Below are 15720 nucleotides of genomic sequence, written 5' to 3'. Positions count from 1 at the left end.
CGCGGAAGGCATGACACAGCAAAAGCGCAACCATCCCAACGTTCCGGGCGTCGACCAGTCCGACCGGCACGTGCCCTTCAACCTGCGCCAGTCGGGCCCGACCCCGGTGCAGATGCTCATTTCGACCCGCGTGCGCAAATCGCCGTTCTGGCACCTGTCGGTGGAGGCCGGCGTCTGGCGCGCGACCGTCTACAACCGGATGTATCACCCCCGCGGCTATGCCCGCCCCGAGGACGGTGGCGCCATGGCCGAGTATCGTTCGCTCGTTCACGGTGTCACGCTGTGGAACGTGGCGGTCGAGCGGCAGATCCGCGTGAAGGGGCCGGACGCCGAAAGCTTCGTCAACACCGTCATCACGCGCGACGCCACGCGCATCCGGCCGATGCACGGCAAGTATTGCATCCTGTGCAACGACCGCGGCGGCATCCTGAACGACCCCGTGCTGCTGCGGCTGGCCGAGGACGAGTTCTGGTTCTCGATTTCCGACAGCGACCTGATGCTCTGGCTCCAGGGGGTGAACACGCCACGCCGCTGGGAGGTGGAGATCGACGAGATCGATGTCGCCCCCCTGCAGATCCAGGGGCCCTTGTCGGAAGACATGATGGCCGATGTCGTAGGCGACGAGGTGCGCGAGATCCCCTATTACGGGCTTCTGGAAACCGAGATCGGCGGCTGCCCGGTGGTGGTCAGCCAGACCGGGTTTTCCGGCGAGAAGGGTTACGAGGTCTACGTGCGCAATGCCCATGAAACCGCGGAACGCGTCTGGTACGCGCTGCGCGGGGTCGGCGCGCGCTACGGGCTGCGTGTGATCGCGCCCGCCCATCACCGCCGCATCGCCGCCGGCATCCTGTCGTGGGGGCAGGACATGGACGCCGAAACATCGCCCTTCCAGGTGAACCTGGCCTACCAGGTGCCGCGCAAGAAGAAGGCGGATTACATCGGCCGCGAGGCGCTGGAAGAGCAGCGCGCCCGGATCGAGGCCGGGGATTATCCCTTCGCGCTCAAGCTCGTGGGGCTGAAGATGGGCGGCAAGCCCATCACGGACTACGCCCCCGATTTCTGGCTGATCCGCAACCCGGCAGGTGAACGCTGCGGCTTCGTGACCTCGCCGTGGTGGTCACCCGAGCTGGAGACGAACATCGCGCTGGGCTACGTGCCGTGGGATCTGTCCGAGATCGGCAGCGCGGTCGAGGTCGAACTGCCCGAGGTCTACGCCGAGCAGCCGGGTCGCCCCGTGCCGGCGACGGTATCGGAAGTGCCCTTCGTGGCCTCTGCCCACCCCAGTGCCCGCGAACAGGCCAGGGCTCGCGGCAAGGAAAGCCTCGAGTAACCGTCGCATCCTCGAAGGCGGCCGGCGGCCGGGTGTGGATAACAACGCCCGCGCGGCCGTCTTTTTGCAATGGCGGCGCTAGAACCACTGGCCGGGTTCGATGAGCCCGAGGTCGAGAAGCTGCTGCGAATGCCACTCGAACGGTGTCGAGTTGTACCACTTGAACGTGGGGATATCGAAGGTCGAACCGGGGTTGCGCTTGAGCGCCTTCGCGGTGCGGAATGACGCGATCGCCGCGGTCAGGTTGTGGTGCCAAGGGCAGGAATAGGTGTTGTATTCCTCGTCGTTGAAGGTGTGATCGGCCCGCAGCTCCAGCCCCGGCTTGGCCCGGAACAGCGCGATGCGGTCGATCTTGCGGCGGTCGCGGGGGATGTGCTCCTCGTAGCGCCAGCGCAGCCCGCCGAAGAAATCCAGTTGCCGCTCCATGTCGTGGTCGGTGCCGTAGCGGTCCGCGCGCGAAAGCGCGTAATACCCTGAGCGGTCCATGTGCGCGTCTTCCAGCGACACCGCGTCGGGGTGTCGCTCGAGGTCGCCGGCGTAAAGGTCGATGACATAGGTCAGCATCGCCTCGCGGCGTTCCTCGGCATGGAAGGTCAGCATCTCGCCGACGGTGCGGGTCTCGCAGAAGGGGTAGAACAGGTATTCCGCGTTGAAGCAGTAATACATCCACAAGCCGGGCGCGGACGCGATGAGCCGGTTGATCGCGTCCAGATGCCCGTCGCCGCCTCCGGTCTGGAACCCGATGCGGTGAACGCGCCCGGCCAAGTCGTCGGCCAGCTCCAACGCGTCTGGCATCAGCATCAGGACGGACCGGAAACCGGCGTCGAGGTGGTGGCGTGCCGTCGAATCCACCTCGGTCGCGTCCTCCACGATGATGATGGCGACCGGCCCTTCGGCCAGGGCGTCCCGTCGTCCGTTCGCCAGAAAGTCGTTGAGGGTCCCGTAGCGCATGCGCCGCCTCCTGTTCTTGGCCCGGGAACGTCGGGCAAATCGCCATGCATTGCAAGCCGCCCCGGCTTTGATGTAGGCAGACGCCCTGTAATCCACGGGGGCTTGCCCATGACCGACGCCAAGAAGCTCTACATTCGCACCTACGGCTGCCAGATGAACGTCTATGACAGCGAACGCATGGCCGAAGCCATGGGCGCCGCGGGGTACCGGCAGACGGACAGCCCCGAGGACGCGGACATGATCCTGCTCAACACCTGCCACATCCGCGAGAAGGCAGCCGAAAAGGTGTATTCCGAGCTGGGCCGCTTCAAGCCGCTGCGCGAGGCCAACCCGGATCTCAAGATCGGGGTGGCGGGCTGCGTGGCACAGGCCGAGGGCGAGGAGATCATGAGCCGCCAGCCCATGGTTGACCTTGTCGTTGGCCCGCAAAGCTACCACCGGCTGCCCCAGATGGAAGCGCGCGTTCGCGACGGCAAGAAGGCGCTCGACACCGATTTCCCCGTCGAGGACAAGTTCGACACGCTGCGCAATCGGCCGAAAGCGCGCCGCGGGCCGACGGCGTTCCTGACCGTGCAGGAAGGCTGCGACAAGTTCTGTGCCTTCTGCGTGGTGCCCTATACCCGTGGCGCCGAGGTCAGCCGGCCGGCCACCCGCGTGCTGGAGGAGGCGCGCGACCTGGTGGAACGCGGCGTCCGCGAGATCACGCTGCTGGGCCAGAACGTCAACGCCTATCACGGCGAGGGCCCGGAGGGCGGCGACTGGAGCCTCGCGCGGCTGATCTGGGCGCTCAACGACATCGACGGGCTGGAACGCATCCGGTTCACCACCAGCCACCCGAACGACATGACCGACGACCTGATCGCGGCACATGGGCAATGCGAAAAACTCATGCCCTATCTGCATCTTCCGGTCCAGTCGGGCAGCGACCGCATTCTCAAGCGGATGAACCGCAAGCACACGGCAGAAAGCTACCTTCGGCTGATAGAGCGCATCCGCGCCGCGCGCCCCGATATCCTGATCTCGGGCGATTTCATCGTGGGCTTCCCCGAGGAGACCGAGGCGGATTTCCGGGCCACGCTCGACCTGATCGAGGAAGTCAACTACGGCTACGCCTTCTCGTTCAAGTATTCGGAGCGCCCCGGCACGCCGGCGGCCGAACGCGCGCAGGTCGACGAGGACGCGAAGGCGGAACGCCTGCAGCGACTGCAGTCGCTCATCACGCGCCAGCAGCGCGCGGTGCAGGATTCAATGGTCGGCCATAACGTCAAGGTGCTTTTCGAAAAATCAGGGCGCCAGCCGGGCCAGATGGTCGGAAAATCCGAATACCTGCACGCCGTACACGTGAGTGATTCTTCCCTCGCGCCCGGCGAACTCGCCTCGGTTGAAATCACGGAGAGCGGACCGAATTCGCTGGGCGGGCGGCTGGCGCGCATGCCCGCCGCCTGAAGGGCAGAGCGCAGATTCCTGAAATTAAAGCGTTTTTTGCGCGCCGTGCTGCTGCGCAGCCCGTGGCGCCCGCGCCCCGGTGACGTTCGTTGGTCGCGGCAGGCCGCCGATATTTCTTCACATTGCCTGCGAACTTGCTAGACTGAAACGATAAATCGGGCTGCGTCGTCACATGCTGCCGTGGCGGCGCCCGGACCCGGGGGAACTGACAAGGGGACAGTTGCTGTGACGAAGGGTATCATGAAAACGGCGCGCGCATTGCTCGGCTGCCTTTGCGCGGTCGCACTGGGCATCGCGGCAGCCGGCGAGGTGCAGGCGCAGGGCGCGCAACGCACCGTGGTCGGCGAATCCTACGTGCCGACGATCTGGGTCGATCCGGACGGGTGCGAACACTGGGTCATGGACGACGGCTGGGAAGGGTACATGACCCCCCACGTCAATCGCCAGGGCATTCCCGTCTGCCGGCGCGGCAACGTCTGCGGCGTGATGAATTCCGACACGCTGTTCCGCACCGACAGCTCGCACATCAGCCGCGACGGGCGCCAGCGGCTGCTGTCGTTCTTCCGGCAGGCGAACGCCACCTCCTACGTCATCACGGGGCACACCGACAGCCGGGCGTCCGACCAGTACAACATGGCCCTGTCGCTGCGCCGCGCCAATGCAGTGGCCCGCGTCGCCCGCAACGCCGGCGTGCGGATCGCCGACGTGCGCGGATACGGCGAGCGCATGCCGAAAGCGTCGAACAACACCGCGGCCGGCATGGCCAAGAACCGCCGCGTCGAAATCATCTGCATTCGCTGAGGGGATTACCATGAAGGCTTTCAAACTCGCCGGCGTGATCGCCGCCGCTCTGCTCGCGGCCGGTTGCGTGGATAACAAGCAGAACAAGACCGTCGATCGCGGGATCGATTCCAAGCACCTCAGCCAGCTCAAGGCCGGCGTCTGGATCGACCCGAGGGGCTGCGACCACTGGATCATCGACGACGGCGCCGAAGGCTACCTGTCGCAGCGGCTCGACAAGTACGGCAAGCCGGTGTGCTCGGGTACGGCACCGCCGACGGTTGCGACCGGCCCCTACAAGAAAGGCACGACGGTCTCCGATCCGATCTGAGCCCGCAGGCAGGGTGCGGGACACGGCCGCAGGCGTGCGCGTCTGCGGCTTTTCTTTGCGCGTTGGCTGGAAATGCGGCGGCACGCGCTTGCGCAGGGAGGCCCGAGTTGGCACCATCGGATCAGGCCCCAGCGAAGGAGACTTGATTGGCCACAACCCCGCTGCCGCAGGCACCCGATCCTCAGGCCATGCACGAGGAAGTGGCCGAGTTCCCCGACAACCGCCTGCTGATCGACCTGTGCGGCGAATTCGATCGCAACCTCGCCGAACTCGAGGAGCAGCTTGCCGTGCAGATCATGCGCCGCGGCAACCAGTTGGCGGTGGTGGGCGAACCCGAGGCGGCGCAGGAAGCCGTGCGTGTTCTGCAAAGCCTTTACGAACGGCTGGAGTCGGGCAAGCCGCTGGATCACGGAGACCTTGACCGGGCGGTGCGCATGGGCCCGCAGACGCAGCCGCAAGGCCGCACGCGCGACGGCGACCAGCTCGAGATGTTCCGCGGCGGCCCGGTCGAGATCAAGACCCGAAAGAAGCTGGTCGAGCCCCGGACGAAGGCGCAGAAGGAATACGTCAAGACGCTGTTTTCCAGGGATCTCGCCTTCGGTATCGGCCCGGCGGGCACCGGCAAGACCTACCTGGCCGTTGCCGTCGGTGTCTCCATGTTCATCGAGGGCAGGGTGGATCGCATCATCCTCGCGCGCCCCGCCGTCGAGGCGGGCGAGAAGCTGGGCTACCTGCCCGGCGACATGAAGGAAAAGGTCGACCCCTACATGCAGCCGCTTTATGACGCGCTGCGCGATTTCCTGCCCGGCAAGCAGCTGGCCAAGCTGATGGAGGAAGGCCGGATCGAGATCGCGCCGCTGGCCTTCATGCGGGGGCGGACGCTCAGCAACGCCTTCGTCGTGCTCGACGAGGCGCAGAACGCGACCTCGATGCAGATGAAGATGTTCCTCACCCGGCTGGGCGAGGGCAGCCGCATGGTCGTCACCGGCGACCGAAGCCAGGTGGACCTGCCGCGCGGCGTGACCAGCGGGTTGCACGATGCCGAGCGCCTTCTGAAGTCCATAGCGGGCGTGGGGTTCACCTATTTTTCGGCTGCCGACGTGGTGCGCCACCCGCTGGTCGCCGCGATCATCGAGGCCTACGAGGCCGATGGCTGAACACGGTCTTTCCACGCGGCCATGCGACGGCGCATTCGGCGACGGCCCGGCCCCGGGCGCTGTCGAGACCGTGATCGAGGACGACCGCTGGCGTGACGCGGACCTGCCCGCGCTGGCCGGCCGCGCGGCCGCGGCGGCGCTGCAGCACCTTGGCCTCGACCCGGCGGATTTCGAGATCGTCGTCCTGGGGTGTGACGATGCGCGTATCGCCGCGCTCAACGCGGATTTCCGCGGGCGCGAGCGACCCACCAACGTGCTCAGTTGGCCGAGCGCCGAACGCGCCGCCACGGAGGACGGAGGCATGCCCCGCCCCCCCGAGGCCGGTGAGGCGGCGGAACTCGGCGATATCGCCATCTCCTACGACACCTGCCTGCAAGAGGCACGGGCCGCCGGCACACCGCTGGAGGACCACGTCATGCACCTGGTCGTCCATGCCGTGCTGCACCTGCTGGGCTACGACCATGAGCGTGACCGTGATGCCACCCTCATGGAACGGACCGAAACGGTCATACTTGGCAAACTGGGGGTTCCTGACCCATATAGGTAGGAACGGGTCCCGTCACCGGAAAAGGGAAAATGGGCGAAAGCATCGACGGATCTTCGGACGCGGCGCGGCGCGCGCAGGTCGAAGGCCATGAAGACCAGGAAGACAACGGCGGCTTCTTCAGCCGCATAATCGGCGCTTTCAGCGCCTCGGACGACGAGGACGATTCCACCGACGCGGATTCCGGATCCGGCGAAGCGCAGCACGGAATGATCAATCTGCGCCGGATGGCGGTGGAGGATGTCGCGATCCCCAAGGCCGACATCGTCTCCGTCCCCGTTACGGCAACCCGGAACGAACTGGTCAACGTGTTCCGCGAAAGCGGCCTGACCCGCCTTCCTGTGTATCAGGGCACGCTGGATTCGCCGGTGGGCATGGTCCACCTGAAGGATTTCGCGCTGCGCCACGGGTTCAACGGGACGGGCGGGCGGTTTTCGCTCAAGCAGATGCTGCGCCCGCTTCTTTTCGTGCCGCCCTCGATGCCCATCGGCGTGCTGCTTCAGAAAATGCAGAGCGAGCGGCGCCACATGGCGCTGGTCATAGACGAATACGGCGGCGTGGACGGACTGGTGACAATCGAGGACCTGATCGAGCAGGTCATCGGCGAGATCGAGGACGAGCACGACATCGACGAGGGCCGGTACTGGACGCAGGAGGCGCCGGGCCTCTACATGGCGCTGGCCAAGACGCCGCTCGAGGAGTTCGAACAGGAGATCGGCCTGTCGCTCACGTCGGTGGAAGGCGTGGACGAGGAGGAAATCGACACGCTCGGCGGCCTGGTGTTCATGCTTCTGGGCCGCGTGCCGGTGCGCGGCGAGGTGGTCGAGCATCCCAACGGGACCGAGATCGAGGTGATCGAGGCCGATCCGCGCCGCATCAAGCGGCTGCGCGTGCGGCTGCCCGGCCACGGCGAAGGCTGACGGGCGTGCGCGCGCCAGTCCGTGCCGCCCGCTGGGCCCTGTCCCGGCGGCCGGCGTATCGCCTGTGCCTCTCGGCCGCGGCGGGCGCGCTGGCCGCGTTGGGGCAGGCGCCGCTCGGGGTCTGGCCGGCGACGCTCGTCGGGTTCGCGGCGCTTTTCGCGCTTTCCCGCGAAAGCGGACACTGGCGGACGGCGGCCGCGCTGGGCTGGGCCGGCGGCGCGGGGTATTTCGCGCTTTCGCTGAGCTGGATCGTCGAACCCTTCCTGGTCGATGCCGCCCGGCACGGCTGGATGGCGCCATTCGCTCTGGTTTTCCTCAGCGGGGGGTTGGCGTTGTTCTGGGCGGCGGCCTTTGGCCTGGCGCGGGCGGTGGGCGGCGGTGCTGTCGCGTGGGGGGGCGCGCTTGTCCTGGCCGAGGCCGCGCGCGGCCGCGTGCTTACCGGCTTTCCCTGGGCGCAACCCGGCCATGCCTGGATCGACACGCCGATGCTTCAGTGGGTGTCGGTGACCGGCGCGCTGGGGCTGACCGCGATCACGGCGGCCGGCGCGGCGGCGCTGTGGGCCCTGTTGGCGGGCCAATGGCGCGCCGGGGGCACCGGGCTGGCCGTCGTGGCCATCCTCTACGCCACCGGCCCGCTTGTCGCGCCCCCGGCCGGGGCGGGGCCCGACGCCCCCGTGGTCCGGCTGGTGCAGCCCAATGCGCCCCAGCACGAGAAATGGGACCCTGCCAAGGCACGGGGTTTCTTCGACCGCCAGATCGGCTTCACCCGCCAGCCGGGCGAGGGGGGGCGCCCGGACCTGATCGTCTGGCCGGAAACGGCGATCCCGGTGCCCTACAACCATGCCGCAAGGACGCTTGAGGCCATATCGACGGCCGCGGGCGGGGCACAGGTGGCCCTGGGGATACAGCGCCGCCAGGACAGGCGCCTGTACAATTCCCTGATCGTGTTGGGGACAAACGGCAAGGTTCGATCACTTTATGACAAGCATCACCTTGTTCCGTTCGGGGAATACATCCCCTTCGGCGACGTGCTGGGCCAGTACGGCCTGCGCGGTCTGGCCGCGCAGGACGGTCACGGCTATTCCCCCGGTCCCGGCCCGCAACTCATCGGCATGGGCGATCTGGGCCGCGCGCTGCCGCTGATCTGTTACGAAGGCGTGTTCCCGCGCGACGTGGCCGCGGCCCCCGGCCGGGCCGATTTCATCCTGCTCGTGACCAACGACGCGTGGTTCGGCCGCGTGTCCGGGCCCTACCAGCACCTCGCCCAGGCCCGCCTGCGCAGTGTCGAGCAGGGGCTGCCGATGGTCCGGGTGGCCAATACCGGCGTGTCGGCCGTGATCGACGCCGCGGGCCGCATCACGGCACGGTTGCCGCTGGGGCAGGCGGGTTGGCGCGACGCGGCGCTGCCGCCCGCATTGCCACCAACGCCCTATGCCCGCATGGGCGATTGGCCCGTGCCCGCCGCCGCCCTTCTGGCGCTGCTGCTGGCCGGTGCGCTGCGCCGCCGCACGGCAGGCGGAAAATGCGATTGACCTCGTCGCACGTTCTGCGTAACGAGCTTCAACCCCGTCACAACGGCTTCCTGGCGTGACGGATGTATCCAATGGAGCGCTTCTCATGTCCCGACAGAACTACATCTTCACCTCCGAATCCGTTTCGGAGGGGCACCCCGACAAGGTCTGCGACCGCATTTCCGACGCCATCCTCGACGCCTTTCTGGCCGAGGATCCGATGGCGCGCGTGGCCTGCGAGGCCTTCGCGACGACCAACCGCGTGGTGATCGGCGGCGAGGTCGGGTTGACCGACCAGGGGCGCCTGAAGACCTTCATGGACCACGTGCCGCAGATCGCCCGCGACTGCATCCGCGACATCGGCTACGAGCAGGACAAGTTCCACTGGAATACCTGCGAGATCGACAATTACCTGCACGAGCAGTCCGCGCATATCGCACAGGGTGTCACCGGCGAGGCGGGGCGCGAGGAAGGTGCCGGCGACCAGGGGATCATGTTCGGTTTCGCCACCAACGAGACCGACGCGCTGATGCCCGCGCCCATCCAGTTCAGTCACGCGATCCTGCGCCGCCTCGCCGAGGCCCGGAAATCCGGCGCGGAACCCACGCTGGGCCCCGACGCCAAAAGCCAGGTCACGTTGCGCTATCTTCACGGCAAACCGGTCGAGGTGCGCTCGGTCGTGCTGTCGACCCAGCACACCGAGGCCGACCAGACCTCGGCGCACATCCGCGAGATCGTCGAGCCCTACATCCGCGATGTCCTGCCGGCCGACTGGATCACCGAGGCCACCGAGTGGTGGATCAACCCCACCGGGACCTTCGTGATCGGCGGGCCGGACGGCGACGCCGGGCTGACGGGCCGCAAGATCATCGTCGATACCTACGGCGGTTCCGCGCCGCACGGCGGCGGCGCGTTCTCGGGCAAGGACCCGACGAAGGTCGACCGCTCCGCGGCCTACGCCGCCCGCTACCTGGCCAAGAACGTGGTCGCCGCCGGCATGGCCGAACGCTGCACGATCCAGCTGTCCTATGCCATCGGCGTGGCCAAGCCGCTGTCGATCTACGCCGACACGCATGGCACCGGCGAGGTGACGGCGGCGCAGATCGAGACGGCGATCGCCGACTGCATGGACCTCAGCCCGCGCGGGATCCGCGAACATCTCGACCTGAACAAGCCGATCTACCAGCGCACGGCGGCCTATGGCCACTTCGGCCGCGCGCCCGAGGCCGACGGCGGCTTCAGCTGGGAGCGCACGGACCTGGCCGAGGCGTTGAAACGCGCGGTATGACCCGCCGGCAACCGTCGCCGCGGCGGAGGTTTGCAGCGACGCGCGATCGTCTCCATCAAGTGTATTCGCGACCGTGATCAATGATGATGCAGCCCGCGCGGCGCCGGCCCGCCCATTGGCTTGGGTGCCGCCCGCCCGCCTGTGATTGCACGTCGTGTCCGTCCCCGCTAAACCCGCGCCACATGAGCGAAAGGCATCCCTCCGGCGCCCCGTGGCGCAACTTCTACGGCCGCTTCAAGGGCAAGGGCCTGCGCCCCGCGCAGCAAGCCTATCTCGACGAGGATCTGCCGCGCCTCTCGCCCGGCCCGGTCAGCTGGGAGGACAACCCGCAACGCCGGCCCATCGACCCGGGCGCGGTGTTCGGTGGCCGCCCCGTCTGGCTGGAGATCGGCTTCGGCGGGGGCGAGCACATGGTCCACCTGGCCCGGTCCCACCCGGATGTCGGCATCCTCGGTTGCGAGCCCTACGTCAACGGCGTCGCCATGGCGCTTGGCAAGATCCGCGCGGCGGGGGTGAACAACATCGCGGTACACCCCGGCGACGTCCGCGACCTTTTCGATGTCCTGCCCGAGGCGTCGGTCGCGCGGGGCTTCCTGCTCTACCCCGATCCCTGGCCGAAGAAGAAGCACCATCGCCGCCGCTTCGTCACGCCAGAGCACCTGGTGCCGCTTTCGCGGATCCTTCAACCCGGCGCGCTGTTCCACGTGGCCACGGACATCCCCGACTACGCGCGCCAGACGCTCGAACAGGTGCCGGCCCATGGGTTCGACTGGCTGGCGGAAAGGCCGGGGGACTGGCGCGAGCCCTGGGCGGGCTGGCTGTCCACCCGCTACGAGCAGAAGGCGCTGCAGGAAGGGCGCCGGCCGCATTACCTGACGTTCCGGCGGCGCTGAACGGGTCTTCATCTTGCCCGAAATACTCCGGGGGTGAGGCCGAAGGCCGAGGGGGCAGCGCCCCCTTGCCACCGGCGGCACGCCGTCAGGCGGCCAGCTTGTCGCCCAGCCGGTCCAGCATGTCCAGGCACTGCTGGAGCTGGTCGAGCGAGACGAACTCGTCGGGCTTGTGGGCCTGCTCGATCGACCCGGGGCCGCATACCACCGTGGACATGCCGCACGATTGCAGGATGCCCGCCTCGGTCCCGAAGGCGACAAGCTCCGCCGTGTCGGTGCCCGTCAGTTCCTCGAGGATGCGGCGGGCCTCGCTTTCGCTGGCGGGTTCGAGCCCCTGTACCTCGCCGATCACCTCGGTGGTGATCTCCGCGTCGGGGCAGATCGCGCGCATCGCCGGCAGCAGCGTGTCCTCGCAATAGTGCTTCAGGTCGTCCTTGACGAACTGCGCATCCGCGGCCCGGACCGGGCGCATTTCCCATTCCACCGAGGCATTGGAGGCGATCACGTTGTGCGCCACCCCGCCCACGAGGCTGCCGGTGTTGATCGTGGTCCACGGCGGGTCGAAGCGGCTGTCGGCGGGGGCGCGCAGGCGCAGCGCCTCCTTCAGCTCGAGCAGCCGGTTGACGTAGCGCACCGCGTATTCCACCGCGTTGACGCCGCGGTCGGGGTTCGAGCCGTGCCCGGCCAGCCCGTGGAAATGCGTGGTGTATTCGTAGCAGCCCTTGTGGCCCTCGATGATGCGCATGGACGTGGGTTCGCCCACGATCGCCACGCCGGGGCTGATGCCGCGGTCACGCAGGCTCTCGGCCAGCGCCCGCGCCCCGAAACAGCCGACCTCCTCGTCGTAGGTGAAGGCGAAGTGCACGGGCCGCTTCCCGACACGGTCCGCGAAAACGGGCGCCATGGCGACCGCCGCCGCGATGAAGCCCTTCATGTCGCAGGTTCCGCGGCCGTAAAGGCGGCCGTCGTGTTCGATCAGCTCGAACGGCGGGCTGGCCCAGTCCTGCTCTGCCACGGGCACCACGTCGGAATGCCCGGACAGGACGATCCCGCCATCGGCGTCGGTGGGGCCGATGGTGGCGAAAAGGTTCGCCTTGTGCCCGAATTCGTCGTGGAAAACATCGACATGCGCGCCGGCCTGTTCCAGCCGGTGCGCGAGGTACGCAATCATGTCGAGATTGCTGAACTCGGACACCGTCGGAAAGGCAATCAGATCGCCCAGCAGGGCGACTGTATCGGCAAGCTGCGTCGACACGGGCCGTCTTCTCCATTTGCGGAACCTGCGGCACCCTGTGGCGCAAAGCCTTTTCCGTCAAGCCAAAAAGCGGCCCGCGCAGGCCGTGCGAGACCGGCGTGCATCCCGGCCCCGCCAATGGCGCGCAGGCCGTTGTTGCGAAAAGGACGCGCTCGCTTGCCGTGGCCGACACGCATAGGGCGAGTTTTCATCCGGTGCCTGAGCTATGCCGTGTAAATCCCCCGAATTGCGGCGGAAATGTGGCAGGGCATCAGAAATGTCTGGAGATTGCGTCGCAAAACGGGTACTTTGTGCAAAATAGTAAAGTTCGGGCAGTCGAGCCCGGCGATTTGAGGCAGAGTGGTGGCAGCATGAAGGCGATTGATTTCGTCGTTCGCGCCGAATCCGGTGCGTCCGATTTCGGGACGGTGCCGGCCAGTGACAACCCGACCGTGATCGGGGTTGGCCGGGGCAAGGAAATTTCTTTCAACATTCGGCAGTCGGACATCAACGGCTTCCTGCGCGCGGGATCCGATCTCGAGATCGTTCTCGCCGACGGGCGGGTGATCGTGCTCGAGGATTACTTCGGCGCGGACGGCGCCCCCGCAAGCCGGCTGTTCATAAGCTCGGACGGTTACCTCAACGAGGTGACCCTGATCCAGGGCGACGACGGCGCGCTTTACGCGCAATACGGTGCAACGGCGCAATGGGGCAAGTGGAGCCCCTCGGAGGAGTTGATCTTTCTCGGTGGCAACGAGGTGGCCGCGGCCGAACCCGAGGACGAGGAAACCGTCTCGATGCTGGGCATGGGGCTCCTGGGCGGCAACGCGCTGCTGGGCGCCACCGGTGCCGGCGTGGCCTCGGTGACGGCAGCGGCCGCGCTCACGTCGAACGAGGACGGGTCCGTGCCCGTGCCGGCCGAACCGGGCAGCCCGCCTGCCGGGGTTCTCCCGGACCTTCCCGAGATGCCGGCGCCGAGCGTTGATATGGACACCGTTGTTTTCTCCGGCGGTACGAACGTTTACGTCATCTCGGGGCAGGCGGTGCCCGGCACCACGCTGGAAGTCACGATCGGCGGCAGCACTGTCGAGACGGTGGCCGGCAGCGATGGCACCTGGACGGCCGATTTCTCCGGCAACCTGCCGCAGGAAGGCACCCACACCGCCGTCGTGACGGTGATCGGCGCCGGCGGTGGCACGACCGAGATCGAAGGGCCGGAGGTCGTCGTCGATTTCACTCCGCCCGCACTCGACGTGACCGGCGGCACGGTGCGCACCGGAGAGGACAGCGCGACGGGCGCCTTCGCCGACGGGCTGGAAATCTCCGGCACGGGCGAGCCCGGCGCAACGGTGGAGGTGACCATTGGCGGCGTGTCCCATGAAACGCAGGTCGGTCCCGACGGCGACTGGACGGTCGTTTTCGAAGCCGCGGACCTGCCGCAAGACGTGCAGACCGCGCAGATGACCGTCGTTTCCACCGACGCGCACGGCAACAGCGCCACCATCAAGGAACCGGTGGCCATCGATACCGTCGTCGAGGGCCTTGCCTGGACGGGCGAGGTCGGCGGAAGCGATGCGGTCGTCAACCAGGCCGAGATGCAGTCCGGCCTCGAGGTCACGGGCACGGCCGAACCGGGGTCCAGCGTCTCCGTGCAACTCGGCGACGCCGTGACGCAGGCGACGGTTGCCGCCGACGGCAGCTGGACGGCCGGGTTCACCGCCGGCCAGATCGCGGCAGGCACCTATACCACGCAACTGATCGCGACGGCGACCGATGCCGCCGGTAACGTCCGCACGATCGAGGATACGGTCGCTGTCGACACGGAGGCCGGCACGCTTTCCGTGCAGGCCGGGCAGGTGGGTGGTGACGGTACGGTCAACGCCGACGAGGCGGCCTCTGGCATCACCGTCGGGGGGCGCGCCGATCCCGGCGCCGAGGTCGAGGTCACGTTCGAGGGCACGACCCGAACCGTGACCGCCGACGATGACGGCGACTGGTCTGTGGAGTTCGCCGCCGGCGAGATCCCTCGGGGCAGCTACGACGCGCAGCTCGTCGCGATCACCACCGATGCCGCGGGCAACACGCGCCGTGTGGACAAGACGGTGAACGTCGACACGCGGGTCGAGGACACCGGCATGGAGGATCTCGACGTCGCGGTTTCGACCGATGGCACCGATGTGGTCAACAAGGCCACCGCGGACGCAGGGTTCGAGGTGACGGGCACCGCCGAGCCGGGCTCGACGGTCGGGGTCACGATCGACGGGGTGACGCGCGAGGCGCAGGTCGACGACGACGGCAACTGGACCGCGCAGTTCGAAGCCGGGGCCCTGGCCGAGGGCGAATACACCGCGGACATGACCGTCGAGGTGACGGATTCCGCCGGCAACACCAAGACGATCGAGGACACCGTCACCGTCGACACGCGGGTCAATACCCTGTCGGCCGATGCGGCTTCGGTCGCAACCGACGGGACGGTCAACGCCGCGGAAGCGCGGGACGGGATCACGCTGGCCGGGCAGGTCGAGGCCGGCTCGGCGGTGCAGGTCGAGATCTTCGGCAAGACCTATGACGCGGATGTGGATGGTGACGGCAACTGGACGCTGGACATCCCGTCCGGCGACATCCCCGAGGGCGAGAGCACCGAGAGCTTCAAGGTCACCGCGACGGACGCCGCCGGAAACACGACCAGCATCGAGGATTCGCTGACCGTCGACACCGATGTGCCCGACGCGCCGGGGATCGTCGGCTATTTCCGGCAGGGGGGCGGGTACCGGAACGTGACCACCGAGACAACCGAGGAAACGGTGACGGTCCACGAGATCGAGCCGGACGGATCGGTCAGCGCCGTGCCATTGCACACCACGCAGGACGAATTCCTGGGTGAGTCCGACCATCATTTCCTCGACGGCTCGGGTGATCCCACGACGGTGCCCGACGGCTCGCAACTCGTGGTGACCAGTACCGACGATGCCGGAAACGCCTCCAGCACCCTTGTCGTCCTCGACGAGACGGCGACGAGCGAGGTCGAGCTCGACTCCGCCGCGCTGGACCAGTTCGACGTCTCCGCCGTGGACCTGCGGTTCGGCGACAACGCCGAGATGACGGCCACCGAGGCGGAGGTGACTGCGCTGTCTGACACCTCCGACACGCTCGTCGTGCATGGCGGGGCCGACGACACCGTGACGCTGGCCGGCGCGCAGGACACGGGCGACACGCAGATCGATGGCGATGCCTACGACATATACAGCTTCGGCGGCGATGCGACGGTCATCGTCGACGAGGATGTCACCGTTCAGACCTGACCGCAGCCCCCGTCCCGCCCGCCGACCGACCGCTGG

At 67.6% G+C, this 15720-nt stretch carries 13 protein-coding genes and 1 riboswitch; of the genes, 11 read left to right on the top strand and 2 right to left on the bottom strand.

The features are described from left to right. Nucleotides 1-10: 10 nt before the first annotated feature. Nucleotides 11-1330, top strand: a complete 1320-nt coding sequence (locus CEF10_RS14140) for a glycine cleavage T C-terminal barrel domain-containing protein (RefSeq protein WP_101068827.1) — start codon at nucleotides 11-13, stop codon at nucleotides 1328-1330. A gap of 78 nt (nucleotides 1331-1408) precedes the next feature. Here CEF10_RS14140 and CEF10_RS14135 read toward each other — a convergent pair whose 3' ends face one another. After that, the gene (locus tag CEF10_RS14135) at nucleotides 1409-2281 is read right to left on the bottom strand and encodes a hypothetical protein (protein WP_101068826.1); all 873 of its coding nucleotides are present in this window, start codon (nucleotides 2279-2281) and stop codon (nucleotides 1409-1411) included. Between the two features lie 108 nt (nucleotides 2282-2389). On the opposite strand from CEF10_RS14135, the gene miaB reads away from it, so the two are divergent. The 9 genes from miaB (at nucleotide 2390) to trmB (ending at nucleotide 11151) form a co-directional block, all read left to right on the top strand. Further along, a complete protein-coding gene (gene miaB, locus CEF10_RS14130; protein ID WP_101068825.1) occupies nucleotides 2390-3727 on the top strand; it encodes a tRNA (N6-isopentenyl adenosine(37)-C2)-methylthiotransferase MiaB in 1338 nt (445 codons plus the stop codon). 240 nt (nucleotides 3728-3967) lie between these two features. Continuing rightward, nucleotides 3968-4528 carry an OmpA family protein gene (locus tag CEF10_RS14125; RefSeq protein ID WP_101068824.1) on the top strand — a complete coding sequence of 187 codons (561 nt, stop codon included), beginning with the start codon at nucleotides 3968-3970 and terminating at the stop codon, nucleotides 4526-4528. A gap of 10 nt (nucleotides 4529-4538) precedes the next feature. After that, nucleotides 4539-4838 (top strand): hypothetical protein, encoded by a 300-nt coding sequence (locus CEF10_RS14120; RefSeq protein WP_101068823.1) that lies wholly within the window; start codon nucleotides 4539-4541, stop codon nucleotides 4836-4838. Between the two features lie 188 nt (nucleotides 4839-5026). Next, entirely contained in the window at nucleotides 5027-5995 is a 969-nt protein-coding gene (locus CEF10_RS14115; RefSeq protein WP_101068822.1) for a PhoH family protein, read from the top strand. Continuing rightward, nucleotides 5988-6542 carry an rRNA maturation RNase YbeY gene (gene ybeY / locus CEF10_RS14110; RefSeq protein ID WP_101068821.1) on the top strand — a complete coding sequence of 185 codons (555 nt, stop codon included), beginning with the start codon at nucleotides 5988-5990 and terminating at the stop codon, nucleotides 6540-6542. The genes CEF10_RS14115 and ybeY overlap by 8 nt, the downstream gene beginning before the upstream one ends. 29 nt (nucleotides 6543-6571) lie before the next feature. Next, nucleotides 6572-7459: a hemolysin family protein gene (locus tag CEF10_RS14105; protein ID WP_101068820.1), complete on the top strand. Its 888-nt coding sequence runs from the start codon at nucleotides 6572-6574 to the stop codon at nucleotides 7457-7459. A gap of 5 nt (nucleotides 7460-7464) precedes the next feature. Next, on the top strand, nucleotides 7465-8991 hold the full coding sequence (gene lnt / locus CEF10_RS14100; RefSeq protein WP_232796520.1) for an apolipoprotein N-acyltransferase: 1527 nt from the start codon (nucleotides 7465-7467) through the stop codon (nucleotides 8989-8991). Between the two features lie 31 nt (nucleotides 8992-9022). Next, nucleotides 9023-9070, top strand: a riboswitch (SAM-SAH riboswitch). A gap of 6 nt (nucleotides 9071-9076) precedes the next feature. Then, nucleotides 9077-10258 (top strand): methionine adenosyltransferase, encoded by a 1182-nt coding sequence (metK, locus tag CEF10_RS14095; RefSeq protein WP_101068818.1) that lies wholly within the window; start codon nucleotides 9077-9079, stop codon nucleotides 10256-10258. Between the two features lie 182 nt (nucleotides 10259-10440). After that, entirely contained in the window at nucleotides 10441-11151 is a 711-nt protein-coding gene (gene trmB, locus CEF10_RS14090) for a tRNA (guanine(46)-N(7))-methyltransferase TrmB (protein ID WP_101068817.1), read from the top strand. An 85-nt stretch (nucleotides 11152-11236) separates the two neighbouring features. On the opposite strand, the gene argE is transcribed toward trmB, so the two are convergent. Continuing rightward, nucleotides 11237-12403: an acetylornithine deacetylase gene (gene argE / locus CEF10_RS14085; protein ID WP_101068816.1), complete on the bottom strand. Its 1167-nt coding sequence runs from the start codon at nucleotides 12401-12403 to the stop codon at nucleotides 11237-11239. 350 nt (nucleotides 12404-12753) lie between these two features. Here argE and CEF10_RS14080 point away from each other — a divergent pair, with 350 nt between their 5' ends. Next, nucleotides 12754-15684: an Ig-like domain-containing protein gene (locus tag CEF10_RS14080; protein ID WP_101068815.1), complete on the top strand. Its 2931-nt coding sequence runs from the start codon at nucleotides 12754-12756 to the stop codon at nucleotides 15682-15684. Nucleotides 15685-15720: the final 36 nt, after the last annotated feature.

The sequence above is a fragment of the Roseovarius salinarum genome (assembly GCF_002834145.1).
Lineage (GTDB): Bacteria > Pseudomonadota > Alphaproteobacteria > Rhodobacterales > Rhodobacteraceae > Roseovarius > Roseovarius salinarum.
Note: the sequence above shows the minus strand (reverse complement) of the source record. Positions and strands in the feature narration are given on the sequence as shown.

What these genes read in the sequence shown, in the direction of transcription:
- CEF10_RS14115 (WP_101068822.1), top strand. Translation starts at nt 5,027, where the DNA reads ATGCACGAGGAAGTGGCCGAGTTCCCCGACAACCGCCTGCTGATCGAC.
- ybeY (WP_101068821.1), top strand. Translation starts at nt 5,988, where the DNA reads ATGGCTGAACACGGTCTTTCCACGCGGCCATGCGACGGCGCATTCGGC.
- CEF10_RS14140 (WP_101068827.1), top strand. Translation starts at nt 11, where the DNA reads ATGACACAGCAAAAGCGCAACCATCCCAACGTTCCGGGCGTCGACCAG.
- CEF10_RS14080 (WP_101068815.1), top strand. Translation starts at nt 12,754, where the DNA reads ATGAAGGCGATTGATTTCGTCGTTCGCGCCGAATCCGGTGCGTCCGAT.
- trmB (WP_101068817.1), top strand. Translation starts at nt 10,441, where the DNA reads ATGAGCGAAAGGCATCCCTCCGGCGCCCCGTGGCGCAACTTCTACGGC.
- CEF10_RS14135 (WP_101068826.1), bottom strand. Translation starts at nt 2,281, where the DNA reads ATGCGCTACGGGACCCTCAACGACTTTCTGGCGAACGGACGACGGGAC.
- CEF10_RS14125 (WP_101068824.1), top strand. Translation starts at nt 3,968, where the DNA reads ATGAAAACGGCGCGCGCATTGCTCGGCTGCCTTTGCGCGGTCGCACTG.
- metK (WP_101068818.1), top strand. Translation starts at nt 9,077, where the DNA reads ATGTCCCGACAGAACTACATCTTCACCTCCGAATCCGTTTCGGAGGGG.
- CEF10_RS14105 (WP_101068820.1), top strand. Translation starts at nt 6,572, where the DNA reads ATGGGCGAAAGCATCGACGGATCTTCGGACGCGGCGCGGCGCGCGCAG.
- miaB (WP_101068825.1), top strand. Translation starts at nt 2,390, where the DNA reads ATGACCGACGCCAAGAAGCTCTACATTCGCACCTACGGCTGCCAGATG.
- CEF10_RS14120 (WP_101068823.1), top strand. Translation starts at nt 4,539, where the DNA reads ATGAAGGCTTTCAAACTCGCCGGCGTGATCGCCGCCGCTCTGCTCGCG.